This window comes from Thalassococcus sp. S3, from assembly GCF_004216475.1.
GTDB lineage: Bacteria > Pseudomonadota > Alphaproteobacteria > Rhodobacterales > Rhodobacteraceae.
Map to the genome: position 1 here is coordinate 642152 of NZ_CP022303.1, position 25346 is coordinate 667497.

General features: G+C 61.6%; 25 protein-coding genes. 9 read left to right on the plus strand and 16 right to left on the minus strand.

All coding sequences use genetic code 11. The annotated features are described in order from the left end of the window. Window position 1 precedes the first annotated feature (1 nt). The 7 genes from rodA to CFI11_RS03405 all read right to left on the minus strand — a co-directional run bounded on the left by rodA (window position 2) and on the right by CFI11_RS03405 (window position 8622). Window positions 2-1141: a rod shape-determining protein RodA gene (rodA, locus tag CFI11_RS03375; protein WP_130403060.1), complete on the minus strand. Its 1140-nt coding sequence runs from the start codon at window positions 1139-1141 to the stop codon at window positions 2-4. After that, a complete protein-coding gene (gene mrdA / locus CFI11_RS03380; protein ID WP_130403062.1) occupies window positions 1138-3078 on the minus strand; it encodes a penicillin-binding protein 2 in 1941 nt (646 codons plus the stop codon). Before mrdA ends, rodA begins: the two co-directional genes overlap by 4 nt. Further along, window positions 3075-3614, minus strand: a complete 540-nt coding sequence (locus CFI11_RS03385; RefSeq protein WP_130403064.1) for a rod shape-determining protein MreD — start codon at window positions 3612-3614, stop codon at window positions 3075-3077. Before CFI11_RS03385 ends, mrdA begins: the two co-directional genes overlap by 4 nt. Further along, window positions 3607-4506 (minus strand): rod shape-determining protein MreC, encoded by a 900-nt coding sequence (gene mreC, locus CFI11_RS03390; RefSeq protein ID WP_130403066.1) that lies wholly within the window; start codon window positions 4504-4506, stop codon window positions 3607-3609. The genes CFI11_RS03385 and mreC overlap by 8 nt, the downstream gene beginning before the upstream one ends. 60 nt (window positions 4507-4566) lie before the next feature. Beyond that, a complete protein-coding gene (locus CFI11_RS03395) occupies window positions 4567-5613 on the minus strand; it encodes a rod shape-determining protein (protein WP_130403068.1) in 1047 nt (348 codons plus the stop codon). A gap of 200 nt (window positions 5614-5813) precedes the next feature. Continuing rightward, complete coding sequence (gene pobA / locus CFI11_RS03400) at window positions 5814-6983, minus strand: 4-hydroxybenzoate 3-monooxygenase (protein WP_130403070.1); 1170 nt, start codon at window positions 6981-6983, stop codon at window positions 5814-5816. Window positions 6984-7224: 241 nt separating this feature from the next. Continuing rightward, window positions 7225-8622 carry an MORN repeat-containing protein gene (locus CFI11_RS03405; RefSeq protein WP_130403072.1) on the minus strand — a complete coding sequence of 466 codons (1398 nt, stop codon included), beginning with the start codon at window positions 8620-8622 and terminating at the stop codon, window positions 7225-7227. Window positions 8623-8777: 155 nt separating this feature from the next. Between CFI11_RS03405 and CFI11_RS03410 the strand changes: the two genes are divergently transcribed. Then, on the plus strand, window positions 8778-10436 hold the full coding sequence (locus tag CFI11_RS03410) for an NAD+ synthase (protein ID WP_130403074.1): 1659 nt from the start codon (window positions 8778-8780) through the stop codon (window positions 10434-10436). Here the strand turns inward: CFI11_RS03410 and CFI11_RS03415 are convergent. Continuing rightward, window positions 10433-10825, minus strand: coding sequence for a hypothetical protein (locus tag CFI11_RS03415; RefSeq protein WP_130403076.1), 393 nt, complete (start codon window positions 10823-10825; stop codon window positions 10433-10435). The two genes, CFI11_RS03410 and CFI11_RS03415, sit on opposite strands and share 4 nt — an antisense overlap. Beyond that, the gene (locus tag CFI11_RS03420) at window positions 10822-11076 is read right to left on the minus strand and encodes a hypothetical protein (protein ID WP_130403078.1); all 255 of its coding nucleotides are present in this window, start codon (window positions 11074-11076) and stop codon (window positions 10822-10824) included. Before CFI11_RS03420 ends, CFI11_RS03415 begins: the two co-directional genes overlap by 4 nt. 95 nt (window positions 11077-11171) lie before the next feature. Here CFI11_RS03420 and CFI11_RS03425 point away from each other — a divergent pair, with 95 nt between their 5' ends. Further along, the gene (locus tag CFI11_RS03425; RefSeq protein ID WP_130403080.1) at window positions 11172-12503 is read left to right on the plus strand and encodes an FAD-binding oxidoreductase; all 1332 of its coding nucleotides are present in this window, start codon (window positions 11172-11174) and stop codon (window positions 12501-12503) included. Window positions 12504-12542: 39 nt separating this feature from the next. Here the strand turns inward: CFI11_RS03425 and CFI11_RS03430 are convergent, their stop codons facing one another. Beyond that, entirely contained in the window at window positions 12543-13481 is a 939-nt protein-coding gene (locus CFI11_RS03430; RefSeq protein WP_130403082.1) for an MBL fold metallo-hydrolase, read from the minus strand. A gap of 537 nt (window positions 13482-14018) precedes the next feature. Here CFI11_RS03430 and CFI11_RS03440 point away from each other — a divergent pair. The 3 genes from CFI11_RS03440 to CFI11_RS03450 all read left to right on the plus strand — a co-directional run bounded on the left by CFI11_RS03440 (window position 14019) and on the right by CFI11_RS03450 (window position 17874). Beyond that, window positions 14019-15047, plus strand: a complete 1029-nt coding sequence (locus CFI11_RS03440) for a hypothetical protein (RefSeq protein ID WP_130403086.1) — start codon at window positions 14019-14021, stop codon at window positions 15045-15047. 62 nt (window positions 15048-15109) lie between these two features. Continuing rightward, on the plus strand, window positions 15110-16441 hold the full coding sequence (gene gltX, locus CFI11_RS03445; protein WP_130403088.1) for a glutamate--tRNA ligase: 1332 nt from the start codon (window positions 15110-15112) through the stop codon (window positions 16439-16441). 41 nt (window positions 16442-16482) lie between these two features. Beyond that, window positions 16483-17874 (plus strand): MATE family efflux transporter, encoded by a 1392-nt coding sequence (locus CFI11_RS03450; protein ID WP_130403090.1) that lies wholly within the window; start codon window positions 16483-16485, stop codon window positions 17872-17874. On the opposite strand, the gene CFI11_RS03455 is transcribed toward CFI11_RS03450, so the two are convergent. After that, entirely contained in the window at window positions 17839-18414 is a 576-nt protein-coding gene (locus tag CFI11_RS03455; protein ID WP_130403092.1) for a gamma-glutamylcyclotransferase family protein, read from the minus strand. The genes CFI11_RS03450 and CFI11_RS03455 overlap by 36 nt on opposite strands. Window positions 18415-18512: 98 nt before the next feature. Between CFI11_RS03455 and CFI11_RS03460 the strand changes: the two genes are divergently transcribed. After that, on the plus strand, window positions 18513-18959 hold the full coding sequence (locus tag CFI11_RS03460) for an Rrf2 family transcriptional regulator (protein WP_130403094.1): 447 nt from the start codon (window positions 18513-18515) through the stop codon (window positions 18957-18959). Here CFI11_RS03460 and CFI11_RS03465 read toward each other — a convergent pair whose 3' ends face one another. Further along, window positions 18960-21488 (minus strand): ABC transporter permease, encoded by a 2529-nt coding sequence (locus CFI11_RS03465; RefSeq protein WP_130403096.1) that lies wholly within the window; start codon window positions 21486-21488, stop codon window positions 18960-18962. Then, on the minus strand, window positions 21485-22180 hold the full coding sequence (locus tag CFI11_RS03470) for an ABC transporter ATP-binding protein (RefSeq protein WP_130403098.1): 696 nt from the start codon (window positions 22178-22180) through the stop codon (window positions 21485-21487). The genes CFI11_RS03465 and CFI11_RS03470 overlap by 4 nt, the downstream gene beginning before the upstream one ends. A gap of 53 nt (window positions 22181-22233) precedes the next feature. Here CFI11_RS03470 and CFI11_RS03475 point away from each other — a divergent pair, with 53 nt between their 5' ends. Then, entirely contained in the window at window positions 22234-22875 is a 642-nt protein-coding gene (locus tag CFI11_RS03475) for an arylesterase (protein ID WP_130403100.1), read from the plus strand. Next, window positions 22875-23492, plus strand: coding sequence for an SOS response-associated peptidase (locus CFI11_RS03480; protein WP_130403102.1), 618 nt, complete (start codon window positions 22875-22877; stop codon window positions 23490-23492). The genes CFI11_RS03475 and CFI11_RS03480 overlap by 1 nt, the downstream gene beginning before the upstream one ends. A gap of 23 nt (window positions 23493-23515) precedes the next feature. Here the strand turns inward: CFI11_RS03480 and CFI11_RS03485 are convergent, their stop codons facing one another. Together CFI11_RS03485 and CFI11_RS03490 are read right to left on the minus strand one after the other, a co-directional pair. Beyond that, the gene (locus CFI11_RS03485; RefSeq protein WP_130403104.1) at window positions 23516-23722 is read right to left on the minus strand and encodes a cold-shock protein; all 207 of its coding nucleotides are present in this window, start codon (window positions 23720-23722) and stop codon (window positions 23516-23518) included. Between the two features lie 551 nt (window positions 23723-24273). Beyond that, window positions 24274-24453: a hypothetical protein gene (locus CFI11_RS03490; RefSeq protein WP_130403106.1), complete on the minus strand. Its 180-nt coding sequence runs from the start codon at window positions 24451-24453 to the stop codon at window positions 24274-24276. Between the two features lie 40 nt (window positions 24454-24493). Here CFI11_RS03490 and CFI11_RS03495 point away from each other — a divergent pair, with 40 nt between their 5' ends. Beyond that, a complete protein-coding gene (locus tag CFI11_RS03495; RefSeq protein ID WP_130403108.1) occupies window positions 24494-24748 on the plus strand; it encodes a hypothetical protein in 255 nt (84 codons plus the stop codon). 17 nt (window positions 24749-24765) lie between these two features. Here the strand turns inward: CFI11_RS03495 and CFI11_RS03500 are convergent, their stop codons facing one another. Next, on the minus strand, window positions 24766-25320 hold the full coding sequence (locus tag CFI11_RS03500; protein WP_130403110.1) for a L,D-transpeptidase: 555 nt from the start codon (window positions 25318-25320) through the stop codon (window positions 24766-24768). Window positions 25321-25346 lie beyond the last annotated feature (26 nt).

Consider the following 25346-nt stretch of genomic DNA (forward strand, 5'->3'; position numbering starts at 1 on the left):
ATTACCGTGGTCTGTGGATATGAGCGCTTTGCACCAGGCCAAATGCGATCATGAGAACAAGCATGGCCGAGCCGCCGTAGCTGACCAATGGCAGAGGAACGCCCACGACTGGAGCAAGCCCCATCACCATCGACATGTTCACGGCAAAAAAGAGGAAGAACGTGAAGGCGATGCCCAATGTCATGAGCGAAGAAAAACGGTCCTTGGTGGCCAGCGCCGTCACGACGCAAAAGACCACGATAAGCGCATAGAGCGTCAGCAGGGAGATCGCCCCGACAAACCCGAACTCTTCGGCCAGGGTGGTAAAGATGAAATCCGTCTGCTTTTCCGGAAGGAAGTTGAGGCGGGATTGTGTGCCCTGCATGAACCCCCGCCCGGTCCATCCCCCGGACCCCAGTGCGATCTTGGATTGCGTGATGTGATAGCCTGCGCCCAGCGGATCCGTCGAAGGATCTAGAAAGGTATCGATCCGCCTGTATTGGTAGTCTTTCAGCAATTGCCAGGTCGTGCCACGGCTTTGGAAGACAGCCGCGACAAGCCCGCCCATGGCGCCGATCACGCCTGCGAAATAGGCCCAATGCACGCCCGCCAGAAACAGCATCGCACCGCCCGCGGTCAAAAGCAGGATCGACGTGCCCAGGTCCGGTTGTCTGAGCACCATGAAAGTCGGGAAAAGGATGACCAGAACCGGTATCAGAACCCAAAGCGGGCGCGATGTCTTTTTCGCGGGCAACCAGTCGTAATAGGCCGCAAGCAGCATCACCATGGTGATCTTTACCAGCTCAGACGGCTGCAAACGCATGAAGCCCAGGTCAATCCAGCGCTGCGCCCCCATACCAACGGAGCCGAAGAACTCCACAGCGATCAGCAAAAGAACCGATGTGCCATAGGCCACACCGGCCAGGTTGCGCCAGAACCATATCGGGACCACCGCGACGATCAGCATGATAACGAGGCCCATGCCGAACCGTTTCATCTGTGGCTCGGCCCAGGGTGAAAACGATCCGCCCGCCACGGAATAGAGCATCAGAAAGCCGACACTGCCCACCGCGATCAGCAAAAGCGTGAGCGGCCAGTTCAGGTAAAAGATCTTGCGCGGGCCGGTGGGTACGGATTTGACCGTATATTCAAGATAACTCATGCGCGGTCCCTGGCGGTCTCGCGCGCTTGCTGTTCCCGCTGCAGCCGCTCCTGTTGCGCCTGGATGCGGCCACGATCCTTTGTCGGATATGCGGCCAGCGGCGGGGTCCCGCCATAAAGGGCCTGCAACGTGATGTCGCGCGCGATGGGTGCCGCGGCCTTGGAACCGCCGCCGCCATGTTCTACGACAACGGACACCGCGTATTTCGGATTTTCGTAAGGCGCGAAATTGACGAAAAGCGCGTGATCCCGGCGCTCCCACGGCAGATCTTCATTCCGGATCACGCCGGCGCGGCGTTCGGCGGCGGTGATGTTGCGCACCTGGCTGGTTCCGGTCTTGCCTGCCATCCGGAACGCGTCTTCGATAATGCGGCTCGAATAGGCCGTGCCACGACGGTCGTTAGACACCGCATACATCGCGCGCCGCATCTTGCGCAGGTTGTTTTCGTTCATGCCAAGCGGTTCGCCGGCACCTGATGGCTCCTCAACCCCGTCGATGGACTTGACGAGGCGGGGCGACACAGACCGGCTTGTTGCCAGCCTCGCCGTCATGACCGCAAGCTGAAGAGGGGAGGCGAGCATGAAGCCCTGTCCGATAGACGCGTTGGCGGTGTCCCCGATCAGCCAATCCTCGCCATGGATCCGTTTCTTCCACGCCCGATCCGGTGCAAGACCGCGGGCAATGGCCGACATCGGCAGCTCATGCCGGATGCCCAGGCCGAACCGTTGCGCCATGGCCGAGATCTTGTCTTGCCCGACCTTCAGCGCGAGATCGTAGTAATAAACGTCACAGCTTTGCTTAAGCGAGTTCTGCAGGTCCACATGCCCATGCCCCGCACGCTTCCAGCAATGGAAGCGGCGCCCGGCCACCTCCAGGAATCCCGGGCACCATACGGTTTCATCCGGGCCGATCAGCCCATCCTCCAACGCGGCCATCGCCGTGATCATCTTGAAGGTAGAGCCGGGCGGGTAGGTGCCCTGAACGGTCTTGTTGGCGAGGGGACGGTACTTGTCTTCGGTCAACGCCCGATAATCCGCAACCGAGATGCCGCGCACGAAGAGATTGGGGTCGAAACTGGGTGATGACGCGATCGCGAGAAGATCGCCGCTATCGCAATCCATGATCACGGCGCTCGCACTCTCATTGCCCAGGCGCGATTGGACGTAGTTCTGAAGATCGGCATCAATGGTCAGCTGCACGTCAGAGCCAGCCTGACCCGGGCGGCGGTCAAGCTCCCGCATGACCCGTCCCGACGCATTGACCTCAACCCGCTTCGTGCCAGCCTTCCCGCGCAGACTGTCTTCTTTCTTGGCTTCCAGCCCCACCTTTCCGATCTGGAACCGCGGGATGCGCAAAAGCTGATCGGGATCTTCAATCTGGCTGAGATCGTAGTCGCTGACCGGCCCGACATAGCCGATGACATGCGCGAAATCCTGGCCGCGGGGGTAGACGCGGGTCAGACCGACTTCGGGGGCAACACCCGGCAGCGCGGGGGCGTTGACCGCAACGGTGCTCACATCCCGCCAGGACACCTGATCTGCAACAGTGACAGGAAGGAAAGGGGGCGAGCGCCGCATCTCGGTCACCGCGCGGTTGAGGTCTTCGTCGTCAAGTTCGACGAGTTGCGACAGGCGCGCGATCACACCGTCAACATCCCCGGCATCCTCGCGGACCACGACGATGCGATAGCTGGGCGTGTTCTGCGCGATGATCTTGCCGTTGCGATCAAAGATGTCTCCGCGCGCCGGCGGTATGAGGCGGATATTGATCCGGTTTTCTTCGGCCAGAAGACGGAACTGATCTGCCTGATCTACCTGAAGATACTGCATGCGAAGACCAAGCGCCCCGATGAACGCGGCCTTGGCCCCGCCCAGAAGGACGGCGCGCCGGGTCAGGACGGAATGGGTTTTCTCCAGCTCACGGGGGTTTCGTCTCATGCTCTGGCTCCCAGCGCATCTTCGGAGTTGGGGGAAAGCTTGCGAACGCCCAGCAGCACATGTGACAACAACACCACCGCCGGGTAAGCGGCGATTGTCATGATCAGCTGGATCAGTGTCAGCCCCAGCGGCGCCTGATCAACGATCAGCGTTGCAAGGATCACCCGGTTCAGGATCACAACAAGGACCATCATCATTCCCGCGGCCACCCATTCACCGACAAAGCTTGCGTCACGCAAACCACCGGTGCGGTTTTTCAGTTGCGCCGCGCCAAACACCACCAGCGCGGCCATCAGACCAGGCGGGCGCATCAGAATGAGATCAGATAACAGCATCACGCCCGCGATACTGAGAGCAGGCACATAATCGGGGCGCCGCATGGCCCAGGCGAAGGTGATGGCAAGAAGCAGGTCCGGCCAGGCCCAAAAAGGGGGAAGCGTGCTGAGCGGCAGAAGCTGGAAGAAAATGATCAGGAGCGCCAGACCCAGATAGGCGGCGCGCATAACCCAGACACGGGAAGAGGACAGATTATCCATCGCCGTCCTCCGGTGTCAGCAGCCGGACCGCTCCCAAAGGTGTGACCAACCCGCCGGGATCCTCGACCGTCTCGGTTCCGTAATGCCGAAGCACTCTGAGAAATTCGAGGCGTTCGAAATCCGCGGACAGGCGCACGCGCAGACGTCCGTTCGGATCGGCAGCGACCTGACCGACAAGCAATCCGGCCGGAAACACGCCGCCATCGCCCGAACTGATGACCCGGTCGCCCGGGCGGACGAGATCACGGTTCTCGAGAAAATCCAGAAGAGGGGCCGCAGTGTTGTCACCAGCCACCAGCGCGGTCTGCCCCGATGGCTGAACCGTGACCGGGATCGCGGAGGACGCGTCGGTCAACAGGATCACACGGGCCGTGTTTTGTCCCACGCCCGAGATACGACCGACAACGCCGATCCCGTCCATGGCGGCCCAACCGTCGACGATGCCGTCCCGCGCGCCGACATTCAAAAGCACCGATTGCCGGAACGGAGAGCCGCTGTCGGCCATCACCACACCGGTGATGAAGGTCAGGCGCGGGTCCAGGCGAACATTGTTGAGATCGAGCAGCCGGGCATTCTCCTGTTCCAGCTGCAGCGCAGCCTCCTTCCAGGCCTGCATCTGCCGCAGCTCACTTCGCAATTCGCGGTTCTGTTCGGCCAGGCGGCGATATGACTGGAAATCCCGGAAGAGATTGATCGTGCCCGTGACAGGCGCCATCGCCCAATCCAGGTTGGGCACGACGGCATCCGTTACCTGCGCGCGAAAACGTTCGACCCGTGGGCTGTCGATGCGCCAGACGATGAAGATGGCGAGAAGGCAAAGGATAATGACCCCCAGCAGCAGACGCCGCAGGGGGGTGGCATAGTCCTCACGCTGTGAACGATCTCTGGCCATCGGCCCCCTTCGTTGCGCGCGGCTGTCGGGCCGTGGCCCGGCCCGCAAAGGGTGCGCGTGTTAGCTGTCGTAGTCAATCGCGTGGCGCAACTGTTTCTCGTATTCCAGCGCCTTGCCGGTACCGAGGGCCACGCAATTGAGGCTTTCATCCGCAATCGATACGGCCAGACCGGTTTGTTCCCGCAGGGCCAAATCCAGATCACCCAGCAGCGCGCCACCTCCGGTCAGCATGACGCCCCGGTCGACGATATCCGCGGCAAGATCCGGCGGGGTGGTTTCAAGTGCTGTCATCACCGCTTCGCAGATCTGCTGGACGGGTTCGGCCAGAGCCTCGGCCACCTGGGCCTGGCTGACCTCGATTTCCTTGGGCACGCCGTTGAGAAGGTCACGTCCCCGGATCTGCATGGAACTGCCGCGCCCGTCATCGGGCATCCGCGCGGTGCCGATGGAGGTCTTGATCCGCTCAGCTGTGCTTTCGCCTACCAGAAGGTTCTGCTGACGGCGCAGATAAGAGATGATCGCCTCGTCCATCCGGTCTCCCCCGACACGAACCGAACGGGCATAGACGATGTCGCCCAGCGACAGCACCGCCACTTCGGTCGTGCCGCCGCCGATATCGACGACCATGTTCCCGGTGGGGTCGGTGATGGGCATGCCGGCGCCGATGGCGGCGGCAATCGGCTCGGCGATCAGCCCGGCACGGCGAGCGCCCGCGCTGAGAACGGATTGGCGGATCGCGCGCTTTTCAACCGGTGTCGCGCCATGGGGGACGCAAACGATGATCTTGGGCTTGGAGAAGGTCGAGCGTTTGTGGACCTTACGGATGAAGTGCTTGATCATCTCTTCGGCGGTGTCGAAATCGGCGATCACCCCCTCGCGCATGGGCCGGATCGCCTCGATAGATCCGGGCGTGCGTCCCAGCATCAGCTTGGCATCTTCGCCAACAGCCAGCACCTTCTTGACCCCGTCCTTGACGTGGTAGGCCACGACCGACGGTTCCGACAGGATCACGCCACGCCCTTTGACGTAGACCAGCGTGTTCGCGGTGCCGAGGTCGATGGCCATGTCTGACGTGAACAGCCCACCGAGATTATCAAGAAACGACATGCGCGGAACCCTGTAGAGACCTGTAAGAAAGCCCGCGAGTCGTTCCGCGGGCCGCATGAGTTATAGGCCCGCTGGAGGGTGGGTGAAAGGGCGTATTATGGTCAAATCAGCACTATTCCGCTGGGTCTTTGGGGGCGTTGGAGCCTCTCAGAGCGGAGGGACGGAACAGGGTTCGTGAAATCGGCATCCTGCGGTCATCTTTAGTAGGGCAGCCCGACGTAGTTTTCCGCCAGAGAGGTCAGCGCAGCTTCTGAACTGAAGAGATAGGCAAGGTCGGATTGCTGGATCCGCTGACCGAATGCGCCCTGCTCGGGGAAGGTGTGAAGCAGGCTGGTCATCCACCATGAAAACCGCTGGGTTTTCCAGTTTCGCGCCAGGGCGGTTTCGGAATAGCGATCCAGCCCGTCCATCTGGCCGGTCTCATAATACCGGGTGAGTGCGTGGTAGAGGTAATGGATATCCGCGCCCGCGCTGTTAAGGCCCTTGGCGCCTGTGGGTGGTACGATATGCGCGGCGTCACCTGCCAGAAAGAGCCGGCCCCAGCGCATCGGCTCGGCCACGAAAGAGCGCAGCGGAGCGATGGATTTCTCGATGGAGGCGCCGGTCACCAGCGCGTCCGCGACCGCGCGGGGAAGGCGGCGTTTCAGCTCGGCCCAGAAACGGTCATCGGACCAATCTTCTACCTTTTCGTCGAGCGCGACCTGAATGTAGTACCGGCTGAGATTGCGGTTGCGCATGGAACAGAGGGCAAAGCCGCGGTCGTGGCGGGCATAGATCAATTCGTCGGAGACGGGCGGCGTGCGGGAGAGAACGCCAAGCCAGCCGAAAGGATAGACCCGTTCGAAAAGACGCATCTTGTCTGCGGGGATGGATTTGCGGCTGACGCCGTGAAACCCATCGCAGCCAATCACGAAATCACAGCCGATCCGGTGCGTGTCGTCGCCGATCCGGTAGGTCAGCGAAGGCGCGTCGGATTGCAGATCATGCGGGGTCACGTCAGCGGCATTGTGGATCACCGTCCCGCCCATCGCATCGCGCGCGGCGTAGAGATCCCGGGTCACCTCGGTCTGGCCGTAAACGATCACATTGGTTCCGCTGTGTTTTTTCAGATCGACATGTAAGAGCGCGTCATCTTGGGCCAGGTAGAACCCGGTATGCGCCTCGCCCTCTTGCTCCATCCGGTCACCCACGCCCGCCTCGTGCAGAAGGCGCGCAAATCCCCGCTCAAGAACGCCTGCGCGGATGCGAGAGAGTACGTAATCCCGGCTTTGACGTTCGAGCACGATGGTGTCGATGCCCTTGCGATGCAGAAGCTGCGAAAGCAGGAGCCCTGACGGGCCGCCGCCGATAATGCCGACCTGAGTTTTCATATCCGCCCTCCCTGCCGGATTTCGACCGGCCTGGGTAAAGCTCTATCCGCTAAAGAGGTTTTGGCAAGAGGGCGCGTGATCCGATTGAGGCGCGGATGCGCCACACGATTTTGGAGATATTTGAGACGTGACACGCCTGTCGGGCCGCGCGCGGGCGGAGAGGGCGGGATTTCCGTATTTTTATCGAGAAGAAGACCCCCGGCTGTGCGATCTCTGTCAGGATCCCGCAGAAGGGAAGGTGTTATCCGTCCTCGGACAGCGCGCCGTTTTCCCAGTTGCCGGTCACTTCCTGACCCGTGGCATAGCGCATGGTGCCTTCGCCCTGGCGTTTTCCGTCCTGGAAGGTGCCTTCGTAGACATCGCCGTTGGCGTAGGTTGCGATCCCCTGGCCATTGATCTCACCGGAGCGCCATTCGCCGGAATACTGAAAACCGCTGGCCATCACGATCTCTCCAGAGCCCTCACGCTGACCGTTCACGAATTGACCGGTATAGACCGTGCCATCGGGGTAGGTGGCCTTGCCCTGGCCGTGACGTTGACCGTTTTGCCATTCCCCCTCGTAGCGGTAGCCGTCCGCATAGGTCATCGTGCCGGTGCCGTGATTGCGGGCATTCTGGAACTCGCCTTCATAGACGACCCCGTTGGAATAGGTTGCGACACCCTTCCCCTCGATCACCCCGGCCGCCCAGGCGCCAACATAGGTAGAGCCATCCGGATAGGTGATCTTGCCTTCCCCATCCGCAAGGTCGTCCCGGAAGCTGCCCTCGTAGATAGAGCCGTCGGGATAGGTGACCCGGCCCTGTCCTTCGATCTTGCCGTTCACCCAGCCGCCGACATAGACATATCCGTCCGCTCCGGTGAAGGTCCCTTGCCCGTGGCGCCGGTCATCCGCGAAGTCGCCTTCGTAGATGTCGCCGTTGGCATAGGTCACCTTGCCCTTGCCTTGACGTTTGCCCCCCGAAAGCTCGCCCTGATAGACGTCCCCGTTGGCCTGGGTCAGCGTGCCCGTGCCTTCGATCTGTCCGTCTTTCCAGAGCCCGACATAGGTCAGGCCGTCCGGCAGGGTCAGCGTGCCTTCGCCGTCCCGCTTTCCGGACAGGATGGCCCCTTCATAGACCGCTCCGTCAGGATAGGTGATCGTGCCCATGCCCTGTTTGACGCCGTTGACCCAGTCGCCACGGTATTCATAGCCTCCCGGGCTTTGCATCACGCCCTTGCCATCATGCTGGGCATTCCGGAAAGACCCCTCGTAGCGGACACCATTTGCATAGATCGCCACGCCCTGCCCGTTGATGACGCCGTTTTCCCATTCCCCTTCGTAGGTGCCGCCATCGGCGAAGGTGATCTTGCCTATTCCGTTCGGCTTGCCTTTGGCGAATTCGCCTTCGTAAATGGATCCGTTCGGGAACCTTGCGACGCCCTGGCCGCGGATCTCTCCATCCACCCATTCGCCCGAATACTGATAGCCGTTGGGCAGGGTGTAAGTGCCGGTGCCGTGTTGAAGGCCGCCGCGAAACGTTCCTTCGTAAACGCCGCCGTCATCGTATTGCTTGGTCAGAACCTGGCCGTCCTGAGCCAGGGCGACCGATGTCGCCATGACCGAGAAAACAAAGCCCATCGCTGCTATTCTGGGGGTCATGATTTGTCCTGAATGCGCCTGCTCTGCCCGTTTGCCGGGTGGCAAGAGGTTAAGACAGCAGGCGTCCCGGGGCAATGTCTTTTGCCGCAGGCCTCTTTCCCTTCGATTGGGATCTGCTAAATCCTGCAGTCATCCAGGCAGGCTAGGGGACCGACATGGCCGAACGTTTCCGCATCACCCTCGCACAATTGAACCCGACCGTGGGCGATCTGGCCGGCAACGCAGCCAAGGCGCATGCCGCCTGGAAGGCGGGGCGGGATGCTGGGGCCGATCTGGTGGCGCTGCCGGAGATGTTTATCACCGGCTACAATGCCCAGGATCTGGTGATGAAGCCTGCTTTTCATACCGCGGCGATCGCGGAGGTAAGGGCCCTCGCAGAAGCCTGCGCGGACGGGCCCGCCCTTGCCATTGGAGGCCCCTGGGTCGAGGCGACGGAGCTCTATAACGCCTATTTCATCCTCAAGGGTGGCCGGATCGCCAGCACACAGCTTAAACATCACCTGCCCAACGAAACGGTTTTCGATGAGGTTCGCATCTTTGACGCGGGCCCCCTGGGCGGTCCTTACAGTGTTGGAAACACACGGATCGGCAGCCCGATCTGCGAGGATGCCTGGCACGAAGATGTCGCTGAAACCATGGCCGAAACCGGGGCGGAGTTTCTGCTTGTGCCGAATGGCTCACCTTACTACCGAAACAAGTTCGAGACGCGGCTGAACCTGATGGTGTCTCGCGTGGTCGAGACGGGTCTGCCGCTGATCTATCTCAACATGGTCGGGGGACAGGACGATCAGGTTTTCGACGGCGGATCCTTCGTGCTGAACCCCGGCGGGACGCTTGCGGTGCAACTTCCGGTCTTCGAAGAGGTCATAACCCAGCTCGATCTTGAGCGGACCGCAGACGGCTGGCGCGCCTTGCCCGGAGAGGTGGCTGTGCATCCCGATGCTTACGAGCAGGATTATCGGGTCATGGTCACTGCCTTGCGGGATTACATGGACAAGACCGGGTTCAAGAAGGTGCTTCTCGGGCTCTCCGGCGGTATCGATTCGGCCATTGTGGCCACTATTGCCGTCGATGCACTTGGCGCGGAAAACGTGCGCTGTGTGATGTTGCCCTCGGAATATACCAGCGAGACTTCGCTGGAGGACGCAAAGGCTGTCGCTGAAAACCTGGGATGCCGGTATGATTTCGTGCCGATCAGCGAGGGACGGGAGGCGATTACAAATACGCTTGCACCCGTCTTCAACGGACACGAGGCGGATCTGACCGAAGAAAACATCCAGTCGCGCCTTCGGGGTCTGTTGCTTATGGCGATGAGCAACAAGTTCGGGGAAATGCTGCTGACAACCGGCAACAAGTCAGAAGTGGCGGTGGGCTACGCCACGATCTACGGCGATATGTCGGGCGGGTACAATCCGATCAAGGATCTCTACAAGACTCGGGTTTTCGAAACCTGCCGCTGGCGCAACGCCCATTATCGGGACTGGATGAAAGGCCCGGACGGCGAGGTCATTCCCGGTCGGGTGATCGACAAGCCACCGACGGCCGAGTTGCGGGCCGATCAGAAGGACAGCGACAGTCTGCCCGATTACGCAGAGCTTGATGCGATCCTGGACATCCTGGTGGATCAGGACGGGTCGATCGAGGATTGCGTTGCCGCCGGATTTGATCGCGAAACGGCCAAGAAGGTCGAACACCTGATTTATGTCAGCGAATACAAGCGCTTTCAGTCGGCGCCCGGGGCGCGATTGTCCAAGCGCGCCTTCTGGCTCGACCGCCGATATCCCATCGTCAATCGTTGGCGCGACCAGGGCTAGGCGGGCACGCGGTCTGGCAGCAGCGGGATCGAACGGGCCAGGTCGGAGCAAAGCGTTTCGCTGCTGTAATAGTTGCGAAGTGCCGATCCGTCGACAAGGTCGTTCTGAGCGGCGGCGAATGTCTCGATATCTGTCTGACGGTCGCGGGCTCTCCGCTCCGCGATCAACGTCATATAGGCCAGCGTCGTCGTCGCATTGAACTTTTCGGGGACGCCAGCGGCTGTCGCAAGATGGCGCAGCCCTCGGGCGACAACATGGACCGCTTCGAAGAATTCAAACCGATCCAACGCGGCGACAGCGAGGCCGATATGATGCGCGTGGGTGAAGCCATCAGGGGACAGCCGCGCGTCAATCAACTGATCGAGCATGACGTGATAGTCGGTCTTCATTCCTCGTGCCCCCCTTCGGACAGTTTGTGGCTGTCTTCGGCTGTCAGATCGAGGTCATAGACGATCTTGAGGTGCTCGATCTTTTCCAGGGTGACCTGTGAAAAGGGCGCTTTGCCCTCGAATGCATGCAGCGCCATGCCCTCTACGATCTCTGCAACTGACATGTCGAGGTGTTCGGCAAGTCCCTTGAGGACCTTTAAAAGCCGCCGTTCCAGCCGCAGCCCGGTTTGCACACGTTCAACTTTTTTCATCGAATCATCCTATCTTGGTACCTAGATAACATTTTTGGTAGGTGTGCTCAACACCCCGTCTGGACGGTCGCGCGTCGGGGTGGCTAGATGCAGCTATGCCGGGACCGACCCCACACCCTGTCAAATCCGATCCGGACGCGCCGCAGCACGCGGACGTGGTGGTCATCGGAGGTGGCATTATCGGTGCGTCAACCGCGCTCGAGCTTGCCGAACGGGGGCTCAAGGTGGCGCTTTGCGAGAAGGGCGAGATCGGGGCAGAACAATCCTCGCGCAATTGGGGCTGGGTCCGCCTCTCCTGGCGCGATCCGCGTGAGATCCCGCTCATGCTCGAGGCGATCCGGGCCTGGGAAACCATGGACAGCCGCACAGGTCGGCAGACCGGATACCGCCAGACCGGCATTCTCTTCACGGCGCCGGATGAAGCGGCGTTCATGCAAAACGAAGCGTGGTCCCGCCATCTTGAGCCGTTTCAGGTTGAATTTCAGCTGCTGCGCGGCGCAGAGCTTGATGCCGCGATGCCCGGTCACCGGATGTCTGTGACCGGAGCGCTTTTAACCCCGTGCGACGGCCGGGCGGAACCACAATGGGCGGCCCCGGCCATCGCAGAGGCCGCGCGTGATGCCGGCGCTGCCGTTTTGACCCGATGTGCCGTGCGCGGCATCGTTCGAGAGGCGGGCCATGTCAGCGGGGTCGTGACGGAACAGGGGTCGATTAAGTGTTCTCGCGTGGTGCTGGCGGGTGGGGCCTGGTCGCGGCTTTTTGCCGGGAATGAAGGGGTCGAGTTACCTCAACTCAAGGTCATGAACAGCGTGCTGCGGACAACGCCTGTCGCTAACGGCCCCGACGCTGCCGTCTGGGCGGATCGCTTTGCCCTTCGCCGGCGTGCCGATGGCGGGTATACGGTTGCTTCGGGCAGTGGGAACCTGGTCGACATCGTACCCGACAGCTTTCGGTTGGCGCGCATGTTCTGGCCGGCCTTGCGCAATGACTGGCGGAAGCTGGGCTTTCGGCTGTCAGGACGCTGGCGCGAGGAGGCGTCCCTGCCGCGGCGCTGGTCCAAGGACGAGACGACCGCTTTCGAACGCCATCGCATCCTTGACCCATGCCCATCCAAACGCACCGTAGAGCAGGCCTGGGCCGCAACGCGCGCGGCTTTCCCGATATTCGAAACGGCGGAGATCGCGCAATCCTGGGCCGGTCTGATTGACGTGACGCCGGACGCGATCCCCGTGATCTCAGAGGTTGAGGATCTACCGGGATTTTTCATCGTGACAGGCTTTTCCGGTCATGGCTTTGGTATCGCACCCGGGGCAGGCAAGCTGATGGCGGATCTTGTCACCGCGGTGCAACCCTGCGTGGATCCGACACCCTTTCGGCTAAGCCGGTTCTCTGACGGCAGCCCCATTACCCTGATGCCTGCGTTCTGAGAACATCGCCCCGGCGTGAGCACCGGGGCGCGCCATGGTTTAGCCCATAAGCTGATAGCTGACCGGCACATAGCGGAAGCCATCGCCGCGCGGCTCGACGAAACCTGCGGCGGGAAAGGGCATATGATAGCCGATCATGGGGATCTTGTCGGCGGCCAGCATTCCAAGGACTGACCGGCGCGACGCCGCGGCGGCGTCGGGATCTGCATCAAAGCTGAAGGCCCAATCAGGACGGGCAAAAGACCAGACGTAGTGATTGGCCAGGTCTGCGGTCAGGACAAGTTGCCGTCCCCCGCTTTCCAGCATGTAACACATATGGCCGGGCGTATGACCAAAGCTTGCAAGCGATGTGATGCCCGACGCGACGCTTCCGCCATCTTCGATAAAGCTCATCTTTTCAGCCATAGGCGTGACGAGCGAGGCGACCATGTCGCCAACCCGGTTGCCGGCATCCATGGCCGACCAGAAATCGTATTCCGCGGCGGCGGTCACATAGCGGGCATTGGGAAAGGTCGGGCTGCCATCCGTCATCATGCCACCGATATGATCGGGATGCATGTGGGTCAGAACGACGACATCCACCGCGTCTGGGGAAATGCCTGCGGCGGCGAGTGCGGTTGTGATACCACTTTGGCCAAGCCCGGTGTCGAAAAGCACGATCTCCGATCCGGTATCCACAACTGTTGGCGTGAAGTAGAATTGCGTCTGGTCTGCCGGAATGAAGTTTTCTTCCGCGATCTGCTCGAACTCACCCTCGGGCGCGGCGCCGCCGAAGAGAGCCTTGGGATCGTCGCGCATCGCGCTGCCATCCAGCAACGTGGTGACCGACATCTCGCCCATGCGGAAGGTATGTGCCACGGGCGCTTCTGCGCCGCTGCCATGGCCGGCCGCCGAAAGGGCCGAGGCGCTTGCTGCAAGTGGCAGGGCCGCCGCGCCCATCAGGGCCGCACGGCGGGTCAGGTTCGGGGAAGGGATCATGTCTCGCTCCTTACATGTGTCCGACACAAATCTTAGTACGACTGACACGAAATTCCTCCGTCGCTCTGCGACCGTCATGGTAACTTTATCGCGATGGTAAGACGTATGACGATACAGGCGGATCAGGATAAGCCCGCGTATCTCGCGGCGGTCGAACCCGATATGCGGCGCGCTGACGCCAGAACGCTGCGTCGGTTCCTGCAGTGGATGACCGGTTTTCAGCCAAAGATCTGGGGCGGTTCGATGCCGGGTGATGGCTGCTATGATTGCCGTCATGCAAGCGGACACAAAGGCAACATTCTCCCAACAGGTTTCGCATCGCGGAAATCGGCCTCTTCGGCTTATGTCATGCCTGGATATGCGGCCTTTTCATCGATCCTCCTTCGATTGGGAAAGCATAGGATTGGTGCGTCCTGCTTAGATGTGAACCGGATCGTCGATATTGATCTGGACGTTCTGACGGAATTGATCCAAGCGGGGCGAAAGGATTTGGGGCGACGTTGGACTGTCCAATCCGAATAAGAGGTGTGTGGCGCAATGACATGGCGGATCTGGGCCATCGCGATCGGCCTGACCCTTGCGGTCGCAGGCCTGCCGTTGGCGTCCTCATCAGATCGCTTCGAGACCGCGGTGTCCCTCTGGCTTGATGGAGATGACGCAGGCGCGCTGCCCGAATTTGCCGATCTCGCGCAGCAGGGGCACGCATTGGCCCGGATTTTGCTGGCCCAGATCGAGCTGATGGACAAAGGCCCGTCGCAATTTCGGCGAAACCTGACGCCAGATCAGGCGCGTGCGCTTTTTCGCAGAAGCTCGACCGACGGAGGACCGGCAACAAGCTGGCTTGCGGTTGAGGATCAGCAGGGCAATGCCCTGGCGCGCGCTCTGCGGGCGTCCCGCTTTCCGGATGTGCAGCCCGAGCTGATCGATGAGCTGAGGGAGATGGGAGAGGCGCAGGCCACCGACTATCCAACCAGGATCCTCGCGCTCTACGGAACATCCGAGGATCGGCGCGCGCTATTAAAGAGCGATGCGCTGTTGCCGGAGTTGCGGCCCTATCTGCTTTATCTCGAAAACAATCCCGAACTGCAGGGCGATGGCATCTATGTTTTGCGCCATATCACCGGTCTGGGCGATATGATCGACGGCGCAGACGAGGACACCCGCGGGATCGCTGGTCTTCTTGCGCTGGGATACGGTTACGGTGATACAAATCCGGACAATCGCTGGCACGCCACCGTGACGGACTGGATCATGACGGACGAGGCAACGCGGCCCATCGCCGACCTCTGTCGGGGGGAATGCGGTGCGCAGGCAGGCGCATGTGGCTTTGCCCTCACCGCGCTGACCGGCGGCTATTTCGAGGTGATCCGTCTCGATTCGCCCTTGGAAACGGTCATTCCACAGGACACGTTTCTCTCTAGCCCGAGGGCGCGGTTGATGGCGTTGCGCCGGGCGGCCTTCACCCGGGCGGAGACGGCTGGTCCTCGGGCCTCCATCCGGGAGATCGCGGAGATGAGCCAATGCGCCGCCGACCTTGTGGCGCAGGCACGCTCCGGCGGCCTCTGACTGTCGCTGTTCTGGACAAAACGGTGTCCCTGTGAGACATGGCGCGCAAGCAGGAGACGCAGATGACCACCACCCGTTTCGCCCCATCCCCGACCGGCTATATCCATGTCGGAAACCTCAGAACCGCGCTGATGAACTATCTCATCGCGCGCAAGGCCGGGGGCACCTTCATTCTGCGCATCGACGATACGGATCCGGAGCGTTCCAAGGAAGAGTATGTCGATGCGATCAAGGAGGATCTCGACTGGCTGGGTCTGCACTGGGACCGGGTCGAACGACAATCCGAACGCTTGGATCGCTATGCGGAGGCCGCCGACACCCTGCGCAAGATGGGACGTTTCTACGAGGCGTTTGAAACCCCAACCGAACTGGATCTCAAGCGCAAGAAACAGCTCAACATGGGTCGTCCGCCCGTCTATGACCGCGCGGCCCTTGCCCTCAGCGATGACCAAAAGCAGGCCTTGCGGGCAGAGCGTGGGGACGGCGTCTGGCGGTTCAAGCTTGATCATGCGCGGATCGAATGGGTCGATGGTATCCTTGGCGACACCTCCATTGACGCGGCAAGCGTCAGTGATCCGGTGCTCATCCGGGGCGACGGTCAGGTTCTCTATACGCTGGCATCGGTGGTCGACGACACCGAGATGGGCGTCACCGATGTGGTCCGCGGGTCGGACCATGTCACCAATACGGCGACCCAGATCCAGATCATCGAAGCCCTTGGCGGGACCTGTCCGCGTTTCGCACATCACAGTCTGCTGACGGGGCCCCAGGGCGAGGCGCTGTCGAAGCGGCTTGGCACGCTTGCCCTGCGTGACTTGCGCGCACAGGGGGTGGAACCGATGGCTTTGCTCAGCCATATGGCGCGGCTCGGCTCAAGCGATCCTATTGAGCTTCGCGCCGACATGGCCGAGCTGGTTGATGGGTTCGATATCGGGCGCTTTGGCGCGGCACCGACCAAGTTTGACGAGGCGGACCTTTTCCCGCTGACCGCAAGGCATCTGCAGACGCTGCCTTTCAATGCAGTTGCAGGCACGATCGCGGAGATCGGCGTGCCGGATCATCAGGCTGAGCAGTTCTGGACGGTCACACGAGACAATATCACGACGCTGTCCGATCTGCAGGACTGGTGGCGACTGTTCCGCGAGGGCGCAGAGCCGGTCATCGACGACGAAGATACCGATTTCGTCCGCGAGGCGATGACGCTGCTTGCAGACGCGCCATTCGACGAGGCCACGTGGGCAACCTGGACCGCAGCCGTGAAGGAGGCCACCGGACGCAAGGGCAGATCCCTGTTCATGCCACTGCGCAAGGCGCTGACCGGACAGTCTCACGGACCGGACATGGCCGCTGTCATGCCCCTCTTGCAGGTCGTGCGGGCGAGGGAAAACCGTTGATACCCACCGCCATCGGTCGGGACGGGTAGGACCTGCCCGGCATGGCGGAGGCCCAGGCAAAGTTTCTCAAGGGCAACCTTTTTCGGCATGTGACTGTGATGTCGCTGACCGCGTCGGTTGGCCTTATGGCCGTGTTCATCGTCGACTTTGTCGACATGATCTTCATTTCCATGCTGGGCAAAGCCGAACTGGCCGCCGCGGTCGGATATGCGGGCGCGATCCTCTTTTTCACGACATCCTTCAGCATCGGCATGGCGATCGCCGCCGGCGCCCTTGTGGCCCGCGCCCTTGGCGCAGGGGATCCCGAACGGGCGCGGGAGAGGGCGACCCATGCGCTGGTTTACGGGGTGGCCTTTGGCGTCGCATTCTCCATCGCGGTCTGGCTGAACCTGGGCTTTCTCGTGGGTCTGCTCGGCGCGGAGGGAGAGACCGCGCGTCTTGCCGTCCTTTATCTTCAGATCGTCGTTCCATCCCTGCCGCTTCTTCTGATCGGGATGACGGGCGGGGCGCTTTTGCGTGCCCATGGGGATGCGCGCCGCGCCATGATGGCCACGATCTACGGTGGGGCAGTGAACGCGGTGCTCGATCCGATCCTGATCTTTGGTCTGGACCTTGAACTGACGGGCGCGGCCCTTGCGTCGGTGGCTGCTCGCATGGTGATGGCCGCGACCTCCCTTCTTCCGCTGATCCGGCACCATGGCGGTTTTGCGACGCCCTCTGCACCGGGGCTCATGCGAGATTTCCGTCCCGTGCTTGCGATTGCTGTGCCCGCCATCCTGACCCAGCTCGCAACGCCTGTCGGCCAGGCTTATGTCACCCGGGCGATGGCCGAATTTGGGGAGGCTGCCGTAGCCGGAATGGCCATCGTCGCGCGCCTGATGCCGGTGGCGTTCGGTGTCATCTATGCGCTTTCGGGGGCAGTCGGCCCGATCATCGGGCAGAATTTCGGCGCGGGAGATCGCGTTCGGGTACGGCGTGCCTTTCAAGCTGCGATTGTCTTTGTCGCCATCGTGGTCGCTATGGTGTCCGCCGCGCTCTTTGCCCTGCGCGCGCCTCTGGCCGCGCTGTTCCAGGCCGAGGGCGTGACGCGCGATCTTGTCTTTCTGTTCTGCGGCCCTCTTGCGCTGGCGTTCTTCTTCAATGGCGTGATCTTCGTGAGCAACGCGTCCTTCAACAATCTGGGACGCCCCTTTTACTCAACCTGGATCAATTGGGGGCGCCACACGCTGGGCACCATTCCCCTTGTCATGCTTGGCGCGGCTGTTTTGGGGGCGCCTGGTGTTCTGATTGGCCAGGCGGCGGGCGGGGTCGTCTTTGGCGTTCTGGCCTGGATCCTGGCCCGCCGTGTCATGGCGGATGGCGGAGCTTTGGGAGAGCGTGAGCCGTTCTTTCGTCAGCTAAGGCTGTTCCAGATGTTTTATCACCGCAGGTAGATCCTCCAGCATCGCGTCGACAAAACGCAGTTCATCCGCGCTGAGTGCTTGATGGCGCGGATAGCGTGGATCGGCGCGGTCGTTCAGGATCGGCGCCTGCCATCCATCTGTGGTTTCGAAAAACCGGGTCGCCCCGTCAACGCCGAAGACCCGCAGATATCCCTGCACCACCACGTCCAGGTAACTCAAAAGGATCGGATGGGCCGTGCTCGCGCCGGCACGCGACTGTGACGGTACGGAATAGACCGCGATATCGGTCACTGCATGCAGCCTGTGGCTGACTTGGGCAGTGACCAGTGCCCGTTCATAGGCCCATTCGCGATCGTCCAGCGCCTGCCAGTCCGCGTTGGGAACCGGTGCGACCAGACCTTCGATCGTCGTCCCGGGATCGGGGATCACCGTCAGAAAGGCGACCTCTCTCAGGCCGGTATGGCACCAGGCACGCCGCCAGCCCCGCAGCGAGGCGGGTTGCGGGTCAGGATAAGCATGCGTGGATGTGTTCACGAGGCTACCATAGCCAAAGAAATAGGGATCGCGCATGTCGCAACCTCGCTCACGGCGTTTTATTGATGTATGTCAAACCGTCTTTTGCATAATTATGCAATACTGACCCATCGTGGCGCGACAGGAGCGATCCTATGAGAATAACCAAAAGAACGAACATCGCGGTCCGGCTGCTGATGTTCTGTGCGGCCAATCCCGGACGGTTGGTGACAAAGGCTGAGATCGCGGAATGTTGCAACATCTCGGAAAATCACCTCGCGCAGGTGATCAATCAACTCAGCCAGCTTGGATATCTGCGCACCCAGCGGGGACGCAATGGCGGTCTTAGCCTTGGGCGGTCAGCCGATCAGATCCGGGTCGGCGATGTGTTTCGCGATGTCGAGGGGAACCTGCCGATTGCGGAGTGTTTTGCCGACGCCGACAATACCTGCCCCCTGGTTGATGCATGCCGGCTCAGGCTCGCGCTTGCAGATGCGGCAGAGGCATTTTACGCGCATATGGACGAGATCACGCTGGAATCTCTGGTATGCGATAACGCTGATCTGCTCAGGATCTTGCAGCCCGTGACCTGCACCCGCTGATCATTCCCGGGCGCGCAGAACCTGCGCCGGGCGGGCCGAAAGCGGGCGCCAGGCGAAGAGAAGACCCGCGATCAGGGTCGCCAGGATACCGCCGCCGATGATGGCGAGTGCGGACGACCAGATGACGCTAAAGTCGGTCTCCATCACAAAATGGCTCACGGCCCAGCCGCCGCCGATCCCCGCCGCCAGGGCCACGACACCTGCCGCCGCACCCAGGATCGCCGACCGCAGGGCGAAGCTGATCAGAATTCTGCGTCGTGATGCTCCCAACGTCTTGAGCACAGCCGCTTCGAAGGTGCGTGCGCTTTCTCCGGCGGCGGCGGCGCCGATGAGCACAAGAAAGCCGGTTAGCAAGGTTGCCGCAGCCCCGTATGAGGTTGCCGCCGCCAGCCCTGACAGGACCTCGCTTACCCGGTCAATCGCGTCGCGGACGCGGATCGCGGTGATGTTGGGATAGGCGGATGACAGGTCTCTCAGAATATCGGCTTCCGCGTTTTCCTCGGCATAGACGGTCGAGATGAAGGTATGTGGCGCACCGGCCAGAGCCGCCGGGTTCATCGCAAGAATAAAGCCGATGCCCGCATTCGAGAAATCGACCTCCCGAAAGCTCGCGATCGTGCCGGTGATGTCCCGGCCCAGGATATTCACGGTCATCGTGTCGCCGATCTTCAGACCCATCTCGGCGGCCTCTTCCGCGGCAAAGCTGATGAGGGGTGGACCGGAATAGTCCGGCGCCCACCATTCGCCGGCGGTAACGCTGGTATCGTCCGGCAATGCGGCGGAATAGGTCACGCCCCGATCACCCTGCAGCACCCAATGTTCGCCCGCGACCTCGCGCGCCGGGCGGTCGTTGATGCGCGTGATGATACCGCGGAGCATCGGCGCACTGTCCACGCGCGAGACGGCGGGATCCTCGTCAAGGCGGGCGGAGAAGCCGGGCATCTGGTCCCGCTGAATGTCGACGAAGAAATAGGACGGCGCGACGTCCGGCAGATCGCCCGAAATGGCGTTGCGGAGATTGCCGTCGATCTGCCCGACCGCGGCCAAAACAGACAGCCCAAGTCCAAGCGAGAGGACAACGGATGCGGCCCCTTCCCGGGTGCCGCTGATGGCGCCCAGTGCCCAGCGCAGCGCGGGTCGTCCCCGTGCAAGCGCGCCGCCACTGCGGGCCAGGCGCCGGATCAGGAAGGCAGCGATCGACAGAAGCAAAAGCGCGCCGATAATGCCGCCTGTCGTCCAAAGCGTCAGATCCAGCGCTTCGCTGAACCACCCCGCCAGGCCGACAAGGACAGTCAGCCCTAAGGCGAGCGCCAGAACGTAACGCAGGGGCGGAAGCAGACGCGCCGATGACAAAGCGTCACGAAAGAGGGTCGCGGCCCTGACCTCCTCGGTTCGGGCCAGTGGCCAGAGTGTGAAGATCAAGGCGGTCAGCAAGCCATAGATCGCAGCCTCGAAAAGCGGCTGAGGGTAAATCGCAAAGGCCGCGGGGATCGGCAGGCGTGCCTCGATGATCGGAGCGAGAAGGACCGGGACAATACCGCCCAGCATCAAGCCCAAGGCGATGCCGACGAGTGACAGAACGGCGATTTGGATGAAGTAGGTCTGGAAGATCGTCGCCCGGTCCGCGCCCAGCGTGCGCAACGTGGCAATGACACTGGTCTTGCGGGTGAGATATGCGCGCACGGCTGCTGAGACGCCAACGCCTCCCACCGCAAGGCCCGACAGTCCGACGAGCACCAGAAAGGCCCCCAGACGGTCAACGAATTCCGCCACGCCCGGGGCACCATTGCGCGCATCCGTCCACCGCAGGCCTGACGTTTCAAAGCGGTCGCGCGCATCCTGCGCCAACACCGCCAGATCGGTCTCGGGCGGCAGATCAAGGCGATACCGCGTCGAAAACAGGGTGCCCGGTTCCAGCAGGCCGGAGGTGTTCAGTGCTTCGGTTCGAACCAGTGTGCGGGGGCCGAGCGCAAAGCCATCGGCAGCGCTGTCGGGCTCGTTTGCAAGGGTCGCCATCAGAACAAATTCCTGCGTGCCAAGGCGAAAGCGATCTCCGGGCACAAGCGCCAGCCTGTCCATCAACAGCGGGGCCATCACGGCGCCGGGCAGGCCATCGCGACCGTCCAGGGCGGTTGCCAAAGGCATGTCAGGCTCAAGCCGGACCTGCCCGACAAGCGGATAGACATCGTCGACCGATTTGACCTGCGTCAGACCCCGTTCCGCCCCGCTGTCGCGATCCACCACCACCATGGATCGGAAATCGGTCACTTCGGACACGCGCTCTGCCGTCGTGGACATCCATTCGCGTTCTTCTTCGGTCGCAAACCGGTAGGTGAATTCCATTTCGGCATCGCCACCTAGAAGAGCTGCGCCCTCTCTGGCCAGACCTGCCTCGATGCTGGCTCTCACCGTGCCGACAGCGGCGATCGCCGCGACGCCCAGCGCCAGGCAGGCCAGAAAGATGCGGAACCCGCCAAGCCCGCCGCGCAATTCGCGCCGGGCGAAGCGCAAGGCGGTCCGGGTGCTCATTCGGCTGCCTCTTGCGCGACATCCGGGGCGATCTGGCCGTCCCGCAACCGCACGACGCGATCACAGCGCGCGGCAAGCTCACGCGAATGTGTCACAAGAACCAGCGTTGCGCCGTGGCGGTCGCGCAGGCCAAAGAGCAGGTCCATGATGGCCTGACCGTTGTTCTGATCAAGATTGCCCGTGGGCTCATCCGCCAGCAGGATGTCCGGTCGCGGGGCGGATGCACGCGCCAGTGCGACCCGCTGTTGTTCCCCGCCGGACATTTGCGCCGGGTAGTGCCCGGCCCGGTGGCCCAGCCCGACGGCTTCCAACTCATCTTTCGCGCGTTCAAAGGCGTCCCGGTCTCCGGCAAGCTCAAGCGGGGTGGCGACATTTTCAAGCGCCGTCATCGTGGGGATTAGATGGAAGGATTGAAACACCACGCCCATGTGATCGCGCCGAAACCGTGCGAGGCTGTCCTCGTCCATGTTCGTCAGATCCCGGTCCAGCGCCTCTACCAATCCGCCGGTGGCGCGTTCCAGCCCGCCCATCAGCATCAGGAGAGAGGACTTGCCGGATCCCGACGGTCCGATCAGGCCAAGTGTCTCTCCCTTGATGACGTTCAGCGTGATGTCGCGCAGAATGTCGACAGGCCCGGCATTGCCATTTAGCGACAAAGCGGCATCTTTGAGCGTAAGGACGGGGTCAGACATGGCCCAATGCACCTTTCGATTTGCGTGATTTGGCATATGGAGCAGTCATCGAGATGCGCAAGATGTGGATCAGCCTTGTTTTTATTTGTCTTGGTACGGTCGTCCGGGCCGAAGCCGTCACGATTGCCGCGCTCGGCGACAGCCTTACACAGGGATACGGCCTGACCCAGCAAGATGGATTTGTCCCGCAGCTTGAAAAATGGCTTGAGGAGCGCGGAGCCGAAGTGAAGCTGATCAATGCCGGCGTCTCGGGTGACACCACCGCCGGGGGCGCTGCGCGGGTCGCGTGGACCCTGACCCCGGAGGTTGACGCCATGATCGTGGCGCTGGGCGGAAACGACCTTTTGCGCGGGATTGACCCGGGCGTCAGCAAGGAGCATCTGAGAGAAATCCTTGATGCAGCCCGTGCTGCGGATGTCGATGTTCTGCTGGTCGGGATGCAGGCACCGGGCAATTACGGTCCTGATTTCAAGGCGGACTTTGATGCGATGTACCCCGACCTTGCCGCGACCTACGGGGCTGTCTACGCCGAAAGCTTTTTCGAGGGGCTGACGGAAGAACAGGACGACCCCGCAGCGCTTCGCAGCTTCATGCAGCCCGACGGTATTCATCCAAACGCCGATGGCGTTGCACGGATTGTCGAAGGTCTGGGCCCTTATGTCGAAGCGCTAATCGCGCGCGTTGCCGAAAGCTGATGCCGGGAAGAGTGTTCCAGACGCAGCCGATCCCCGTCCTGGCGGAGCGATTGAGTGTTTCGGCGACGCATCTGGCCGACGAACCGCCACGGGGGAACATCGCTCCGGGACAGGACGTCGTCGCGCTCACGAACAAGGGTCTTGAGCGGATGAGATGGGGTATCATCCCGGTCGGTCGGGTGAATGCCCGCGGGCGACCGGTGATGGAAACCATCATCAACGCCCGGTCCGAGACGGTGTTCGACAAATCCGCATTCGATGGGGTTGGACGCGCCGTCTTGCCGGTCGAAGGGTGGTACGAATGGACCGGCGAAAAACGCCGAAAGACGGCTTGGCGGTTAAGACCCAAGCGCGGTGGCTTTCTGTATTTTGCGGCAATCACGGATGTCTGGAACGCGCCCGGTGGTGCGGAGGTCGCCCAGATCGCAATAGTGACGTGCGAGCCGAATGAAGATGTCAAACCGATCCATCATCGGATGGCGGTCATTCTTGACGCTGAAGACTTGCAGCTTTGGCTGAACGGATCGCCGCGCGAGGTGTCAGCGCTCATGCGTCCGTGGCCGAAAGGGCGCCTGGTGATCGAAGAGGCAACCGATGTTGATTGGGAGGCGCCCTGACAGGCGCGCTCCCTTATTCGGTATCAGGCCAACTGGATGTTGACAGCTGCCTCGCGACCGTCGCGGCCGGGCTCGATGTCAAAGGTGACCTTCTGATTGTCGGCAAGACCCGTCAGGCCTGCGCGCTCTACCGCGGAAATGTGCACAAACACATCTTTTCCGCCACCTTCAGGTGCAATAAATCCATAGCCCTTGGTGGTGTTGAACCATTTGACGGTGCCACTGGCCATCGTCGTCTCTCCTGTCATTGTCTGCCCGCGGGATGCGGCAGGTCGGCTCGTCAGTTCAAGATCGAAGACTGAGCCGTCAGGAGCAGTAGGTCGATAGTGATAACGTCGCATCCCTCACATGGTATGACGCCTCTGTCGAGGCAAGTGAAAAGATCACGACACGTCCGGCGCATTTTCGGTCTCTGACCGCACGGTATGTGGATAAAACCTTGCAATCCAACCATCATCGCCGGTCGGGATGGCCCGATCCCGTGCAAGGTATTAGAGCGCGCAGATCTGCACAGCCGCCTTTGCGCGCCCGTCCACACGCCGAAGTTGTCCGTTCTGTGTGCGCAAAACGGCCTCGACACCGTCGCTTGCGGTGCCGTCGATGCCGCGCTTTTCAGGAAACTTTTGGGGAACATCAAATGCATAGAAGCCAGATAGGCGCACCTTCAACAGAGGGTCGGGACCGGCGGGACCCCCGGGCGCTCTTATGTCAAGCGCCCCTGTTCGTCTGCTTTGAACGCCGTCTGCCAAGCGGTGCTCGGGCCGTCGCCGTCACATCGCGATCAACCTTCGGCGGTGCCGCCCACAGGAATGGTGAAGTCTGTTGAAAAAGTGAAGGCTCCGCAAAAACCAGCGAAAAGCCGCACATCGCATGACAACGCCCTTTCGCCGTCCCGGCAATTCGTCGCGGAGACCAGAAGAAATTCGCGGAAACACATGGACTTCGCCTGATAATGCGCCATGTCCCCTCACAGCCGATATTGGAGCGCCTATATGTCAAGAATGGAAGACCTTTCGCCCGAACTCGAAGCGCAGCGAACGCGGAGCGCTGAATATGATCGAGCTGTGGACAGTCTGAACGCCGCGAAGATGCGTAAGGCAGCCCGTGGCCATGCGGTGATGTCGGCGGCTCTTGGCTATGGTGAAAGCGCGATGGGCGACGGCATGTTTGGCAAGATCAGCCATGCGGCCAAGCTTTTCTGCATCGCGTTTGCGTTTCTTGCCCCCAGTCTTCTGGTCTGGCGCGTGCTCCTTTGACGCACGCGCCGCGTTGATCAGAGGACGGTGACGACGGTGCCCACGGGCACCCTTTGATAAAGATCCGTCACATGCTCGTTCAGCATGCGGATGCACCCGTTTGAGACAGATTGCCCGATCGTGTTGGGCTGCGTCGTTCCGTGGATCCGGAAGTAGGTATCGACACCGTTCTGGAACAGATAGAGAGCACGCGCGCCAAGCGGATTGCTGGGCCCGCCGGGCATGATGTAGTCGTTGTCGATAAACTTCGTGTAGAGATGCGGGTCGCGCTCGATCATCTCGTTGGTGGGTCGCCAGGTCGGCCACTCTTTCTTGACGTCGATTGTCGCTGTTCCGGTAAACTCCAGACCGGCCCTTCCGACGCCCACGCCATAACGAATGGCCTTGCGCGGTTCGGTGACGAAATACAGATAGTAGGACCGGGGCAGGATCAGCAATTGGCCCTGTTGATAGGTTTTCTTGATCCGCACGAATTGAGGTGTCGGATCAAAAGCGATGGTCTCCGCTCGGACAAGGGCGGGTGTCGCAAGCGCGGCAGCCACGGATGCGGCGAATGTACGGCGTGTGATCATGGGGCAGCTCAAAGATTTTTCTACGA

Coding starts and splice junctions, on each gene's coding strand:
- rodA (WP_130403060.1), bottom strand. CDS start 1,141: ATGAGTTATCTTGAATATACGGTCAAATCCGTACCCACCGGCCCGCGC.
- mrdA (WP_130403062.1), bottom strand. CDS start 3,078: ATGAGACGAAACCCCCGTGAGCTGGAGAAAACCCATTCCGTCCTGACC.
- CFI11_RS03385 (WP_130403064.1), bottom strand. CDS start 3,614: ATGGATAATCTGTCCTCTTCCCGTGTCTGGGTTATGCGCGCCGCCTAT.
- mreC (WP_130403066.1), bottom strand. CDS start 4,506: ATGGCCAGAGATCGTTCACAGCGTGAGGACTATGCCACCCCCCTGCGG.
- CFI11_RS03395 (WP_130403068.1), bottom strand. CDS start 5,613: ATGTCGTTTCTTGATAATCTCGGTGGGCTGTTCACGTCAGACATGGCC.
- pobA (WP_130403070.1), bottom strand. CDS start 6,983: ATGAAAACTCAGGTCGGCATTATCGGCGGCGGCCCGTCAGGGCTCCTG.
- CFI11_RS03405 (WP_130403072.1), bottom strand. CDS start 8,622: ATGACCCCCAGAATAGCAGCGATGGGCTTTGTTTTCTCGGTCATGGCG.
- CFI11_RS03410 (WP_130403074.1), top strand. CDS start 8,778: ATGGCCGAACGTTTCCGCATCACCCTCGCACAATTGAACCCGACCGTG.
- CFI11_RS03415 (WP_130403076.1), bottom strand. CDS start 10,825: ATGAAGACCGACTATCACGTCATGCTCGATCAGTTGATTGACGCGCGG.
- CFI11_RS03420 (WP_130403078.1), bottom strand. CDS start 11,076: ATGAAAAAAGTTGAACGTGTGCAAACCGGGCTGCGGCTGGAACGGCGG.
- CFI11_RS03425 (WP_130403080.1), top strand. CDS start 11,172: ATGCCGGGACCGACCCCACACCCTGTCAAATCCGATCCGGACGCGCCG.
- CFI11_RS03430 (WP_130403082.1), bottom strand. CDS start 13,481: ATGATCCCTTCCCCGAACCTGACCCGCCGTGCGGCCCTGATGGGCGCG.
- CFI11_RS03440 (WP_130403086.1), top strand. CDS start 14,019: ATGACATGGCGGATCTGGGCCATCGCGATCGGCCTGACCCTTGCGGTC.
- gltX (WP_130403088.1), top strand. CDS start 15,110: ATGACCACCACCCGTTTCGCCCCATCCCCGACCGGCTATATCCATGTC.
- CFI11_RS03450 (WP_130403090.1), top strand. CDS start 16,483: ATGGCGGAGGCCCAGGCAAAGTTTCTCAAGGGCAACCTTTTTCGGCAT.
- CFI11_RS03455 (WP_130403092.1), bottom strand. CDS start 18,414: ATGCGCGATCCCTATTTCTTTGGCTATGGTAGCCTCGTGAACACATCC.
- CFI11_RS03460 (WP_130403094.1), top strand. CDS start 18,513: ATGAGAATAACCAAAAGAACGAACATCGCGGTCCGGCTGCTGATGTTC.
- CFI11_RS03465 (WP_130403096.1), bottom strand. CDS start 21,488: ATGAGCACCCGGACCGCCTTGCGCTTCGCCCGGCGCGAATTGCGCGGC.
- CFI11_RS03470 (WP_130403098.1), bottom strand. CDS start 22,180: ATGTCTGACCCCGTCCTTACGCTCAAAGATGCCGCTTTGTCGCTAAAT.
- CFI11_RS03475 (WP_130403100.1), top strand. CDS start 22,234: ATGCGCAAGATGTGGATCAGCCTTGTTTTTATTTGTCTTGGTACGGTC.
- CFI11_RS03480 (WP_130403102.1), top strand. CDS start 22,875: ATGCCGGGAAGAGTGTTCCAGACGCAGCCGATCCCCGTCCTGGCGGAG.
- CFI11_RS03485 (WP_130403104.1), bottom strand. CDS start 23,722: ATGGCCAGTGGCACCGTCAAATGGTTCAACACCACCAAGGGCTATGGA.
- CFI11_RS03490 (WP_130403106.1), bottom strand. CDS start 24,453: ATGGCGCATTATCAGGCGAAGTCCATGTGTTTCCGCGAATTTCTTCTG.
- CFI11_RS03495 (WP_130403108.1), top strand. CDS start 24,494: ATGGAAGACCTTTCGCCCGAACTCGAAGCGCAGCGAACGCGGAGCGCT.
- CFI11_RS03500 (WP_130403110.1), bottom strand. CDS start 25,320: ATGATCACACGCCGTACATTCGCCGCATCCGTGGCTGCCGCGCTTGCG.